This is a genomic window from Pantoea sp. B65 (assembly GCF_047308185.1).
Lineage (GTDB): Bacteria > Pseudomonadota > Gammaproteobacteria > Enterobacterales > Enterobacteriaceae > Erwinia.
The window spans coordinates 211,853-224,715 of record NZ_JAHXPU010000027.1 but is presented as its reverse complement, the minus strand read 5'-3'; the positions used below and the strand labels follow the sequence as shown (position 1 = coordinate 224,715).

Genomic DNA, 12,863 nt, shown 5'->3' with positions numbered 1-12,863 from the left:
CAAGCCCGCGAATCCCCGGGAGCATAGATGACTATGTGACCGGGGTGAGCGGGCGCAGCCAACGCACCTGCGGCCCGAAGAATGACGGCATAAATGCCCTAAATAATTCGGGTTGCAGGAAGGCGACAAGCCCGCGAATCCCCGGGAGCATAGATGACTATGTGACCGGGGTGAGCGGGCGCAGCCAACGCACCTGCGGCCCGAAGAATGACGGGCATTAGCCGATAAATTCCAGTCCGCGCATATAAGGACGCAACACTTCCGGCACCTGAATACGTCCATCAGCCTGCTGATAGTTCTCCAGTACCGCTACCAGCGTACGACCTACGGCCAGACCGGAACCATTGAGGGTATGCACCAGACGTGGTTTCTTCTCGGTCTTGCTGCGGCAACGAGCCTGCATGCGGCGCGCCTGGAAATCACCCATATTGGAACATGAGGAGATTTCGCGATAGGTGTTCTGCGCCGGTAACCAGACTTCCAGATCGTAAGTTTTGCTGGAACCAAAGCCCATATCGCCGGTACACAGCAGCATTTTACGGTATGGCAGATTGAGCAGCTGCAGTACTTTTTCTGCGTGGCCGACCAGCTCTTCCAGTGCCTGCATTGAGTCTTCCGGACGGACGATCTGCACCATCTCAACTTTATCGAACTGGTGCATACGAATCAGACCGCGGGTATCACGGCCATAAGATCCGGCTTCAGAGCGGAAACATGGAGTATGCGCGGTCATCCGCAGCGGCAGAGACTCTTCTTCCACGATCTCGTCACGAACCAGGTTAGTCAGCGGCACTTCGGAGGTTGGGATCAGCGCATAATTGCTGCTTTCAGACTCCTCATCCAGCGGACGCGTATGGAACAGATCTTCACCGAACTTAGGCAGCTGGCCGGTACCGTATAGCGAAGCGTGGTTCACCAGGTAAGGCACTGCAGTTTCCAGATAGCCATGCTGCTCGGTATGCAGATCGAGCATAAACTGACTCAGTGCACGGTGCAGATAAGCAATCTGGCCTCTCATCACCACAAAACGTGAACCGGTCAGTTTGGCGCCGGCGGCAAAATCCAGCCCCTGCGCCATCTCACCCAGATCGACATGATCACGCACCGGGAAATCAAACTGGCGCGGTTCACCCCAGCGGCTGATTTCCAGGTTTTCGCTGTCATCTTTACCCAGGGGAACTTCATCCGCAGGCAGATTTGGCATCGTCAGGGCGTAATCGCGAATTTGATTCTGCAGTGCATCCAGCTCTGCGCTGGCTGCAGTCAGGCGTTCGCCAAGGACATTCACTTCCTGACGCAACGGCTCGATATCTTCCCCACGCGCTTTAGCCTGACCGATGGATTTGGATCGGGAGTTACGCTCAGCCTGCAGACTTTCAGTTTCGACCTGCAACACTTTACGACGCTCTTCTAAGGAGCGCAGCGTGTCCACATCCAGTTTAAAACCCCGGCGTGCCAGTTTTTCAGCGACTGCGTCTGGCTCGTTACGCAGCAGATTGGGATCGAGCATGCTTATCCTGTGCTTATAGTGATTGAGTTAACTTGCGGAAAGACACATTCGCACTTCCGGCGAATGCGTTGAAATCGTTACTAACCTTACCGCAACGTCTGAATTAGCGGTAGCGTTTTGTCGGGCTATTTTGATCCTGTTCAGTCAACCAGGCGAGCTTTTCAGCAATTTTGCCCTCAAGACCTCGTGAAGACGGCTGATAATAGCGTGTTTGCGCCATTTGCTGCGGAAAGTAGTTCTCTCCGGCGGCATAGGCATTAGCTTCATCATGCGCATAACGGTACTCGGCGCCGAGCCCCATCTCTTTCATTAGTTTGGTCGGCGCATTACGCAGATGTTCCGGCACATCGTAGTCAGGATTCTCACGCGCATCGCGCATCGCCGCTTTAAAGGCGGTATAAACCGCATTACTCTTCGGTGCGCAGGCCAGGTAGACAATCGCCTGGGCAATGGCGCGTTCCCCTTCTGCCGGACCAACACGGGTAAAACAGTCCCAGGCGGCAATCGCCACCTGCATGCCGCGCGGATCGGCATTGCCGACATCCTCGGAAGCAATCGCCAGTAAACGGCGCGCAACATACAGCGGATCGCCACCGGCGGTGATAATACGTGCATACCAGTAGAGCGCCGCATCAGGCGCAGAGCCACGCACCGATTTATGCAGTGCGGAGATCAAATCGTAATAGCGGTCGCCCTTATTATCGAAACGGGCGCTGCGTTCGCCGGACACCTCATTCAGCAACTGCGGCGTCAGTTCGCGTTTACCCGCGGTATTGGTTTCGGCCATATCGGCCATCATCTCAAGGGTGTTCAAAGCGCGGCGCGCATCGCCATTGACCAGTTCGGCAATCATGGCGCGAGTGTTGTCAGGCAGCAGAATATTTTGCTGACCATAACCACGTTCATTATCATTCATCGCCTGATCCAGCACCTGTTCAATATCGGCAGTGGTCAGGGATTTCAGCAGATAAACACGTGCCCGCGACAGCAGGGCGGAGTTGAGTTCAAACGACGGGTTTTCGGTGGTGGCGCCGATAAAGGTAATGGTGCCATCTTCAATATGGGGCAGAAAGGCATCCTGCTGACTTTTATTAAAGCGGTGCACCTCATCGACAAACAGGATGGTGCGACGTCCGGCATTGCGATTCTGGCGCGCACGCTCGATGGCCTCGCGGATCTCTTTCACGCCGGAGGTTACGGCGGAAATACGTTCGACATCCGCATTGCCATAGTGACCAATAAGTTCAGCCAGTGTGGTTTTGCCTGTCCCTGGCGGTCCCCATAAAATCATTGAGTGCAAATGACCGGCTTCGATAGCACGCGGCAACGGTTTCCCTGCCGCCAGCAGATGCTGCTGACCGATATATTGCGCCAGCGTCGCGGGCCGCATACGCGCGGCCAGCGGCTGGAACTCGTTATGGGAAAAATCCAGTGACAGATTACTCACTTAAACCTCACTGACGCTGATCGTCAACCGTCACGCCCTTAGGCGGGGTAAAAGTAAACTTGTCAGGGCTAATCGCACCGTTTTGCTGGGTTTTCAGCGTATAGGCGCTGCGCTGATCATCCTGCTCGATGGCACTGAACTGATTGATGGTGCCGTTGGGCGACACATTAATCGTAAACTGCTTCAGATTACCGGCAGCGCTTTTTGGCGTCAGTTCAAAATCATCGCCCTTCTGGCGGATGTTGTACTGCTTCCAGTCACTGGACAGGTTACGCGCAATCAACATAAATGGCGTGTTACTGGTGGCGTCTTTCAGCCAGCTGGCACTGACCTGCTCAACAAACGGGTTATAGAACCACAAGGTCTTACCGTCGGAAATCAGTACGCTTTCGTCCGGGGCGGTCATATGCCAGTTAAACAGGTTAGGACGCTGCACCCACAATTCGCCCTCGCCATCCTGTACCGATGTGCCGGTTGCATCCGTCACTTTTTGCGAAAAGCTGGCGTGGAAACTTTTTACTTTATCCAGACGCTGCTGCAAATCACTGGAAGCATCAGCCATTACAGCCGCTGATGCCAGTGCGCTCATCAGGCAGCAAGAGAGTAATAATTTTTTCATTAATAAATTCCGTTATTGAGTATGGTGCCTGTCATCGGCACGGGCGGCATCAGTGCCGCCCCTACGCCAGCATCGCTGACACAACGTAGGGGAGCCATTAATGGCTCCCTGGATAAGACAACAAAACCGGCTGTTTATTACATGTCATGAGAAGGCGGAGCCAGTACCTCACGGTTACCGTTGTGCCCCGGGGATGAGACAATGCCCTGCGCTTCCATCTGTTCAATAATGCGCGCCGCACGATTGTAACCAATGCGGAACTGACGCTGCACGCCGGAGATCGACGCACGACGCTTTTCAACAATAAACGCCACCGCCTGGTCGAACAACGGATCCAGCTCTTCATCGCCTTCCAGTCCCAGGCTACCACCTTCACTCTCATCGCCAGCGGTGATGCTGTCGATATACTGTGGGCGTCCGCGCGCTTTCCAGTCCTGCACTACCGCATGCACTTCTTCATCACGCACAAATGCGCCATGTACACGCACCGGAATGGAAGAGTTTGGCGCCATATAGAGCATATCACCCATCCCCAGTAACGACTCAGCGCCGGACTGATCGAGAATAGTGCGTGAGTCGATTTTACTCGACACGGTAAAGGCGATGCGCGTCGGAATATTGGCCTTAATCAGGCCGGTAATGACATCCACGGATGGACGCTGTGTTGCCAGAACCAGGTGAATCCCCGCCGCACGCGCTTTTTGCGCCAGACGGGCAATCAGCTCTTCAACCTTTTTACCGACCGCCATCATCAGATCGGCGAATTCATCGACCATTACTACGATATACGGCAGTTTTTCCAGTACCGGCGGAGTCATATCCATACTGTCGCCCGGCTTCCAGAACGGATCGGGAATAGGACGGCCCATCGCTGCAGCTTGCTCAATCTTCTCGTTATAACCCGCCAGATTACGTACGCCAAGGGCGGACATCAGCTTATAACGACGCTCCATTTCACCAACACTCCAGCGCAACGCATTGGCCGCATCTTTCATATCGGTAACCACTTCGGTCAGCAGATGAGGAATACCTTCATACACCGACAGCTCAAGCATTTTCGGATCGATCATAATAAAGCGCACTTCTTCCGGCGTGGCTTTATACAGCATGCTGATAATCATGGCGTTGACGCCGACCGACTTACCAGAACCGGTAGTACCGGCCACCAGCAGATGCGGCATCTTACCAAGATCGGCCACCACCGGTTGTCCGGCAATATCTTTACCCAATACCACTGCGAGCGGCGACGGATTATCACGGAACTTGGCGCAATCCAGTACTTCACGCAGGTATACGGTCTGGCGACGCTTGTTTGGTAATTCCAGGCCGACATAAGGCTTGCCCGGTATCACTTCCACCACACGCACCGCGACCGCTGACAATGAACGCGCCAGGTCACGGGACAGGTTGGAGATACGTGCCGCTTTCACGCCAGGAGCCAGATCCAGCTCGTAGCGGGTAATCACCGGGCCGGGTGAAATACCGACGACTTCGGCTTTCACCCGGTAATCGGCCAGGCGGGCTTCCACCAGACGCGCGGTTTGTTCCAGCTCGAACATATCCACCGGCTCTTCTTCCGCCGGCGGGGAGGTCAGCAAATCGAGCGTCGGCAGCGGCGTCACCGGCTTATACGTTGGCTGCTCGTGACGCATCAGGAACGGATGAATCAGGCTGTCAGACGCGGGCGGTTGCGCGCTGACCGGGGTCGCGGCAGCAGGCGGAACCGGCGTTTGCGCTACGACCGGCTGTTGCGGCGCAGGCTGCTGCCATGCGGCGGGTGCCGGCTGATGAATTGGCTGTGCAGGCGCGGCTTCGGCTTCCGGCGCCACATCCGGCGTAAACAGCGGCTCGCTCGGACCGTTATCGACCAGATCGTCGATCGGTGAGAAGTCGAACGCACCGGAGGTATCAAGGGTGAATCCCGGCGCCCGCTGGCTTTCCTGCTGTTGCTCCTGCGTATAGCGCTGCTGCTGCTGTTCAGCAAACTGCCGCGCCAGCATCGCCTGTTGCAGTGCTTCCTCATCCTCTTCTTCCGGCGCAAATTCTTCGCCGTAACGCTGCTGTTGCTGCGTCATAAAGGCTTCACGCAGATGCGACTCTTCCAGCAGCGTCTGTTCATCCTGGTCAGCATAATCAGGGACGGCCGCCACCGGAGGCGGCAACTCTTGCTCTTTCGCCTTCTCTTCCGCCATACGCTGCGAAGGCAGCTTAATACCGTAAGACGCCAGTTCCCGCCGGGTTGGTAACTTCACCGGGTTCGGCCGCGGAAGTTCAGGACCAATTCCCTGTTTCACCTGCGGATTACTGTCGCCGCTGGTGGCGCTGAAGCCTGGCATAAATAACATCGGCGATGTGGCGGCCGATGCCGCTTTCGCCGCATCGCTTAAGCCAGTAGCCTGCTGCGGATTAACCGCAATGGCCGCGGGATCGCTTTGCGGCGTCGAGAAATCAAATGGCGATGCGCCAGACGATGGCGTATCGCGCCAGTTGCCCAACGCCGGACCCGCGTCTTCATCATGATGAATCGGCTGGGAAGGCGCCGGCGTTTCCTGCGGCATTTCAAAGCGATAAACCGGAGGCGCGGCCGGCGGAACGGCACTGGCTGGCGCAGTCGCCGTTGTCACGCTCGCGGTGGCAGGCGCCGCCGCAGCGGCTGCCGGTGTTGGGCTACGTTCAGCAGCAACCGCAGTCGCCGCCGGGGTGGCCGTCGCGGCTTTCGCCAGCAGAGGATCCTGCTCGTCATCGTCCGGCAAATCGGCGCTGACTTTATCCGGCGCCGCCAGCAGCACATCGTCCTGATCGCTGTCATGTGCCGCCGCTTTCACGGGCGCCACATCATACAGCTCATCATCATCCTCTTCACGCCACTGTTCTTCGTTGCGTGAACGGTTGCTGGCGAAGGTCAGCACCCCCATCACCACGCCGCCGATTTTTTCCGCGATGGTTAACCATGACCAGCCGGTATACAGCGTTAAGCCCGCTGCCCAGATACAAAGCAGGGTTAAGGTGCCGCCGGCACCGCTAAACCACGGCGCCATCGCATTACTGACCAGGCTGCCAATCACGCCGCCGGAAGCAAAGTACCAGATATCATCGGCGTTAATCGCCGCCAGACCACAGGTGGTAATAATCAGCGCCAGTACACCGATCAGACGCAGGGCGACGGCAAAATAGTCGATATAATCCTGCCGATCACGCTGGCGGAAGGTGATCCAGCACAAACCGAGGATTACCGGGGGAATAGCGTAAGCCATCACGCCAAAAATGAACAATAAGGTATCTGCCAGCCACGCACCCACACCGCCGCCCAGATTATGAATCGGCTCGTGCCAGGCGGTTTGTGACCAGCTGGGATCGGAAGGGTTGAAGCTCAGCAACGCCACCATCAAATAGACGGCGAAAAGAGCAACAATCACTAACAGCGCTTCGAGTAAACGACGTCCGCTACTCAGCGGCTGCAAGGTAACTTCTTTATCTTCTGTGTATTCCTGGCTCAAGAGTACTCTCCAGGTGCCTGTAAAATTAGAAGGCAACAGCGTCGGGCAAGCCCGACGCTGAACCTGTATGAATTCACAGGAGTGTACCGAAATCTATCAGGTTTTGCACCTGCCCTGTGTTACCGCGTTTTAATCACTAAGCGGTTACTTTGTTTCACTTCTTCCATGACCACATAGGTACGAGTATCGTTCACACCAGGCAGACGCAGCAAGGTTTCACCCAGCAGTTTGCGATAGGCCGACATGTCCGGTACGCGCGTTTTCAACAGATAGTCGAAATCGCCGGAAACGAGGTGACACTCTTGAGTTTCCTCAAGTTTTTGTACTGCGGCGTTAAATTGCTCAAACACATCGGGCGCACCACGATTCAGAGTAATCTCAACAAAAACCAGCAGTGAGGCATCAAGATAATGCGGATTCAGCTGCGCAGTATAGCCAAGAATAAAACCCTGACGTTCCAGACGACGAACGCGCTCAAGGCACGGCGTTGGCGATAAGCCAACCCGTTTGGAAAGCTCGACATTAGAAATACGGCCATCCTTCTGCAGCTCATTGAGGATATTGCGGTCGATTCTGTCGAGATCTTTACCGGGGCGTTTTTTATTGTCTACCATTATTATTGTCTCTCTTAATTCCTTCCCTTTGCCTGCCACACCCTGCACAACATCACTGTAACAGGGTTGTTTGAAGTGAAGACATGGAGTCTGTTGCCTTTCAGCGCCCATCCGCATGACGCATGTTGTCTGTCCACACCATGCGTCATTACCAATGACAGACTGAGTTTATTCGGAGAAATGCACGCAACATGGTATTAAACCCTGCGGAGCCCCCCTAAAAACCCTCTGCTTCCTACAATGTTTTCGCAAAAGCGCAGCTGATTGTCAAAGTAAAACACACAAAATCAGTACAACATGCCAAAAGGCCCGCTGCGTTACTGTTTTTTAATGGGTATTTTTGCTTTGATGATTAGCGCTGCGCGGCTCAACTGGCGCGATATTGCGCGACAAAAGCAGCGCGACGGCAATTCATCGGCAAAATCTCTTGCATCGATTGCTAACAAAATTCCAGAACACTTTTTTTGCGGCGTTAAATTCCCTACAATCCCAAACCATGCTTGCCAGTTAACAAATGAGGGTCTCATGAGCACGGCCAAACACAGTAAGTTATTAATTCTGGGCTCAGGTCCGGCAGGTTATACCGCTGCAGTATACGCTGCGCGCGCTAACCTGAACCCGGTACTGATTACCGGTCTGGAAAAAGGCGGTCAGCTGACCACCACCACTGACGTTGAAAACTGGCCTGGCGATCCCAGCGAGTTAACCGGTCCACTGCTGATGGAACGGATGCATGAGCACGCGCTGAAGTTCAATACCGAGATTATTTTCGACCATATTCACCGCGTTGATTTGCAGACGCGCCCGTTCCGCCTGACCGGCGACAGCGGGGAATACACCGCGGATGCATTGATTATCGCTACCGGCGCATCGGCACGTTATCTCGGTTTGCCGTCGGAAGAGGCCTTTAAAGGCAAAGGGGTGTCCGCCTGCGCCACTTGTGACGGCTTTTTCTATCGCAACCAGAAAGTTGCGGTGATTGGCGGCGGCAATACCGCGGTGGAAGAAGCGCTTTATCTCGCCAATATCGCCGCAGAAGTGCATCTGATTCACCGACGCGACAGCTTCCGTGCAGAAAAGATCCTAATCGATCGGCTAATGGAAAAGGTGAAAAACGGCAATATCGTGCTGCATACCGACCGTACGCTGGACGAAGTGGTGGGCGACCAGATGGGCGTGACCGGGGTGCGCCTGCGCGCGGTCTCTGCCAGCGCAGAGACTGAACAGCTCGATGTGGCGGGCCTGTTTGTCGCCATCGGCCACAGCCCGAATACCGCTATTTTCAATGGCCAGCTGGAGCTGGAAAACGGCTACATCAAAGTGCAGTCGGGTATTCATGGCAATGCCACCCAGACCAGTATTCCCGGCGTATTCGCTGCCGGTGATGTGATGGACCATATTTACCGTCAGGCGATCACCTCTGCCGGCACCGGCTGTATGGCGGCGCTGGATGCTGAACGCTACCTTGATGGCTTAGTTAACAACGATAAGTAAGTTGTTAAAAAACTGATCGAATTTTCTTAAGGCGACTGCACATCAGTCGCCTTTTTTCGCTATGACCTGTAACATTGCCTGCGACTTATCCCTGAGTCATCCATATGGCACTGCCAGACGGCTGCCAGTTTCGTTTTTCTGCAAGAACGGCAACTGATGAACAAGACGCGTCAACAACAACTTACCCAATGGCTGAAGCAACAGAGCGTGCATGCGCGCCGTTGGTTACGTCTCTCTTTCCTGCTCGGTCTCGTCAGCGCACTGCTGATTATTGCGCAGGCCTGGCTGCTGGCCTCACTGCTGCATAACCTGATTGTTTTGCAGCTGCCGCGCAGCGCGCTGGTCACCGACTTCCTGCTGCTGCCGGGCTGTTTTATCGCCCGGGCGCTGATTAGCTGGCTGCGCGAACGCGTCGGTTTTTACTGTGGTCAGGCGATTCGCCATACGCTGCGTAAAACCGTGCTGGATCGTCTCGATGCCCTTGGCCCTGCCTGGATTCAGGGTAAACCGGCGGGCAGCTGGGCCAGCCTGCTGTTAGAACAAATTGAAGATATGCAGGATTACTATGCGCGCTATCTGCCGCAGATGTCGCTGGCGGTACTGGTCCCCTGCTTTATTCTGATCGCTATTTTTCCGGTTAACTGGGCAGCGGGTATGATCTTACTGGCGACGGCACCGCTGATCCCCCTGTTTATGGCGCTGGTCGGTATGGGGGCTGCGGATGCCAACCGTCGTAACTTTCTCGCCCTGTCGCGTCTCAGCGGTCATTTTCTCGATCGCCTGCGCGGTCTGGAAACCCTGCGTCTGTTCCATCGCGCCAGCGCAGAGACCGAAAGCATTCGTCTCGCCTCCGAAAGTTTTCGCCGCCGCACCATGGAAGTGTTGCGGATGGCATTCCTTTCGTCAGCGGTACTGGAGTTTTTTGCCTCACTGTCGATTGCCATCGTGGCGGTTTACTTTGGTTTTTCCTATTTAGGTGAACTGAACTTTGGTCATTACGGCGCCGGGGTAACGCTGTTTGCCGGCTTTTTAGTATTGATTCTGGCACCGGAATTCTTCCAGCCGCTACGCGATCTCGGCACCTTTTATCATGCCAAGGCGCAGGCTGTCGGCGCGGCAGATGCCCTGCACACCTTCCTCAGTCAAACGGATGCGATCACTATCGCCCAGGGTAATCAGCCGCTGGATAGCAGTGTGCCGCTGCGGCTGGTGGCCGATCAACTGGTGATTACCGCGCCCGATGGCACGGTACTGGCCGGGCCGCTTTCGTTTACCCTCCATGCCGGTCAGCGCGTGGCGCTGGTGGGACAGAGCGGCGCAGGTAAGAGCTCGCTGCTGAATGTGCTGTCCGGTTTTCTGCCCTATCAGGGTTCACTGACGGTCAATGGCAGCGAACTGCGCGATCTCAAGGCGGAAAGCTGGCAGCAGCAGCTGGCCTGGGTCGGGCAACATCCGCACTTACCCGCCAATACTATCCGTGAGAATCTGCAGCCAACAGACGCGGTCGATGAAGCACAGCTTATGGATGCCATTCGCCTTTCCGGTGTCGATGAATTTCTTGCGCGTCTGCCGCACGGTCTGGATACCGAGCTGGGCGATCAGGCCGCACGCCTGTCGGTCGGCCAGGCACAACGTATCGCGGTGGCGCGCGCGTTGCTGAAACCAGCAAAATTATTATTGCTCGATGAACCTGCCGCCAGTCTCGACAGCGACAGTGAACAACATGTTATGCGCGCGCTGGAACAGGCTTCTCATCAGCAAACCACGCTACTGGTCACCCACCAGTTAAACCAGCTGGCGCAGTGGGATGAAATCTGGGTCATGCGCGATGGCCAGCTGATCCAGCAAGGCCGTCATATCGATCTGGTGATGCAAGCCGGTGCCTTTGCTGACCTGTTATCTCAGCGCCAGGGAGTTGTCGAATTATGAAAGCCCTTCTGCCATTTCTGAAACTTTATCGCCGCCATCTGCTGTTGCTGACGCTCGGCGTGTTGCTGGCGATTATTACCCTGTTAGCCAGCATTAGCCTGCTGACACTCTCCGGCTGGTTCCTGGCGGCATCCTCACTGGCAGGGGTTGCCGGTCTGTACAGTTTTAACTATATGCTGCCCGCCGCCGGGGTACGCGGCGCGGCGATCTCACGCACCGCAGCGCGCTATTTTGAGCGTCTGGTCAGTCACGACGGCACTTTCCGCGTGCTGCAACACCTGCGGGTATTTACCTTCAGTAAACTGCTGCCGCTCTCCCCTGCGGGTATTGCCCGTTTTCGTCAGGGTGAATTGCTCAACCGTCTGGTTGCCGATGTTGATACCCTCGACCATCTCTATCTGCGGGTTATTTCACCGCTGGCTGGCGCCCTGATGGTTATTCTGGTGGTCACCTTCGCGCTTAGCTTTCTCGATATGCAGCTCGCCCTGACCCTCGGGCTGATTATGCTGTTGACTCTGCTGCTGCTGCCGCCGCTATTTTATCGCGCCGGGCGTCCGGCCGGTGAGGCGATTACCCGGCTGCGCGGCGACTACCGTCAGCAGCTGACCGGCTGGTTGCTGGGCGCCGCCGAACTGAAAATCTATGGCGCCGCCCGTGCGTTTCGCAGCCGGCTTGATCACACCGAGCAGCAATGGCAGCAGGCGCAACGCCGGCAGGCCAGCCTGAGCGGTCTGTCGCAGGCGCTAATGCTGCTCATCAGCGGCGTTACCGTCACACTGTTACTGTGGCTGAGCGCCGCCGGTGTCGGTGAGCTGGCGGCGCCAGGCGCCCTGATCGCGCTGTTTGTCTTCTGTGCCCTTGCGGCCTTCGAAGCGCTGGCGCCGGTTGCCGGTGCGTTTCAGCATTTAGGCCAGGTCGTTGCTTCCGCGTTGCGCGTGAGCCAGATTATCGACCAGCCGCCGGCAGTGCAGTTTACCTCACAGCCGATCGCCACCACCACCGGCGCGGCGATCGAACTGCATGACGTCAGCTTTAGCTATCCTGGCGGCAACCGTCCGGCAATTAACGCACTGTCGCTTAGCGTGGCGCGTGGCGAAAAGATTGCGCTATTGGGACGCACCGGCTGCGGCAAATCCACGCTGCTGCAGCTGCTGACCCGCGCCTGGGATCCCCAAAGCGGCGCCATCCGGTTAAACGGTATTCCGCTGAGCGACTGGGATGAAGCTTCGCTGCGCGCCGCCACCAGCGTGGTCAGCCAGCGCGTACATCTGTTTAGCCAGACATTGCGTGACAACCTGCGGCTGGCCGCCGCCGACAGTGACGATGACCGTCTGGCGGCGGTATTGCAGCAGGTCGGCCTCGGTAAGCTGCTGGAAAATGAAGAGGGACTGAATGCCTGGCTGGGTGAAGGTGGACGTCAGCTCTCCGGCGGCGAGCTGCGCCGTCTTGGCATTGCCCGCGCCCTGTTACATAACGGCGACCTGTTACTGTTGGATGAGCCGACCGAAGGGCTGGATGCGGAAACCGAACGTCAAATTCTTACGCTGTTGTGGCAGGTCAGTCGTGACAAGACGATGATTATGGTTACCCACCGCCTGCAGGGACTGGAACAGCTTGACCGTATCTGTGTGATGGATCAGGGTGAAATGATTGAGCAAGGGGATCACCGCGAATTAATCTTAAAACGCGGCCGATACTGGCATTTTCACCAACGCTTTGCGCTATAGTCTTAGCTTGTAAGTTCTGCGGGAAT

General features: G+C 56.1%; 8 protein-coding genes. 3 read left to right on the top strand and 5 right to left on the bottom strand.

Annotation, left to right across the window (positions count from 1 at the left end):
- Nucleotides 1–217: 217 nt before the first annotated feature.
- From serS to lrp, 5 genes are all read right to left on the bottom strand, one after another.
- A complete protein-coding gene (gene serS / locus JWF83_RS13365) occupies nt 218–1,510 on the bottom strand; it encodes a serine--tRNA ligase (protein ID WP_413650720.1) in 1,293 nt (430 codons plus the stop codon).
- A gap of 103 nt (nt 1,511–1,613) precedes the next feature.
- Nucleotides 1,614–2,957 carry a replication-associated recombination protein A gene (locus JWF83_RS13360; RefSeq protein ID WP_413650719.1) on the bottom strand — a complete coding sequence of 448 codons (1,344 nt, stop codon included), beginning with the start codon at nt 2,955–2,957 and terminating at the stop codon, nt 1,614–1,616.
- A gap of 7 nt (nt 2,958–2,964) precedes the next feature.
- Nucleotides 2,965–3,576 carry an outer membrane lipoprotein chaperone LolA gene (lolA, locus tag JWF83_RS13355; RefSeq protein ID WP_413650718.1) on the bottom strand — a complete coding sequence of 204 codons (612 nt, stop codon included), beginning with the start codon at nt 3,574–3,576 and terminating at the stop codon, nt 2,965–2,967.
- Between the two features lie 137 nt (nt 3,577–3,713).
- Complete coding sequence (locus tag JWF83_RS13350) at nt 3,714–7,073, bottom strand: DNA translocase FtsK 4TM domain-containing protein (protein WP_413650717.1); 3,360 nt, start codon at nt 7,071–7,073, stop codon at nt 3,714–3,716.
- A gap of 119 nt (nt 7,074–7,192) precedes the next feature.
- Nucleotides 7,193–7,687: a leucine-responsive transcriptional regulator Lrp gene (gene lrp / locus JWF83_RS13345; protein ID WP_006118610.1), complete on the bottom strand. Its 495-nt coding sequence runs from the start codon at nt 7,685–7,687 to the stop codon at nt 7,193–7,195.
- A gap of 525 nt (nt 7,688–8,212) precedes the next feature.
- Here lrp and trxB point away from each other — a divergent pair.
- The 3 genes from trxB (at nt 8,213) to cydC (ending at nt 12,837) form a co-directional block, all read left to right on the top strand.
- A complete protein-coding gene (trxB, locus tag JWF83_RS13340; RefSeq protein WP_413650716.1) occupies nt 8,213–9,181 on the top strand; it encodes a thioredoxin-disulfide reductase in 969 nt (322 codons plus the stop codon).
- Nucleotides 9,182–9,337: 156 nt separating this feature from the next.
- Nucleotides 9,338–11,110 carry a heme ABC transporter permease/ATP-binding protein CydD gene (gene cydD / locus JWF83_RS13335; RefSeq protein WP_413650715.1) on the top strand — a complete coding sequence of 591 codons (1,773 nt, stop codon included), beginning with the start codon at nt 9,338–9,340 and terminating at the stop codon, nt 11,108–11,110.
- Nucleotides 11,107–12,837 carry a heme ABC transporter ATP-binding protein/permease CydC gene (gene cydC / locus JWF83_RS13330; RefSeq protein ID WP_413650713.1) on the top strand — a complete coding sequence of 577 codons (1,731 nt, stop codon included), beginning with the start codon at nt 11,107–11,109 and terminating at the stop codon, nt 12,835–12,837. The genes cydD and cydC overlap by 4 nt, the downstream gene beginning before the upstream one ends.
- Nucleotides 12,838–12,863 lie beyond the last annotated feature (26 nt).

Bases quoted from the DNA above. Each gene is read 5' to 3' on its own strand.
- lrp (WP_006118610.1), bottom strand. From the start codon at position 7,687: ATGGTAGACAATAAAAAACGCCCCGGTAAAGATCTCGACAGAATCGAC.
- cydC (WP_413650713.1), top strand. From the start codon at position 11,107: ATGAAAGCCCTTCTGCCATTTCTGAAACTTTATCGCCGCCATCTGCTG.
- serS (WP_413650720.1), bottom strand. From the start codon at position 1,510: ATGCTCGATCCCAATCTGCTGCGTAACGAGCCAGACGCAGTCGCTGAA.
- cydD (WP_413650715.1), top strand. From the start codon at position 9,338: ATGAACAAGACGCGTCAACAACAACTTACCCAATGGCTGAAGCAACAG.
- trxB (WP_413650716.1), top strand. From the start codon at position 8,213: ATGAGCACGGCCAAACACAGTAAGTTATTAATTCTGGGCTCAGGTCCG.
- lolA (WP_413650718.1), bottom strand. From the start codon at position 3,576: ATGAAAAAATTATTACTCTCTTGCTGCCTGATGAGCGCACTGGCATCA.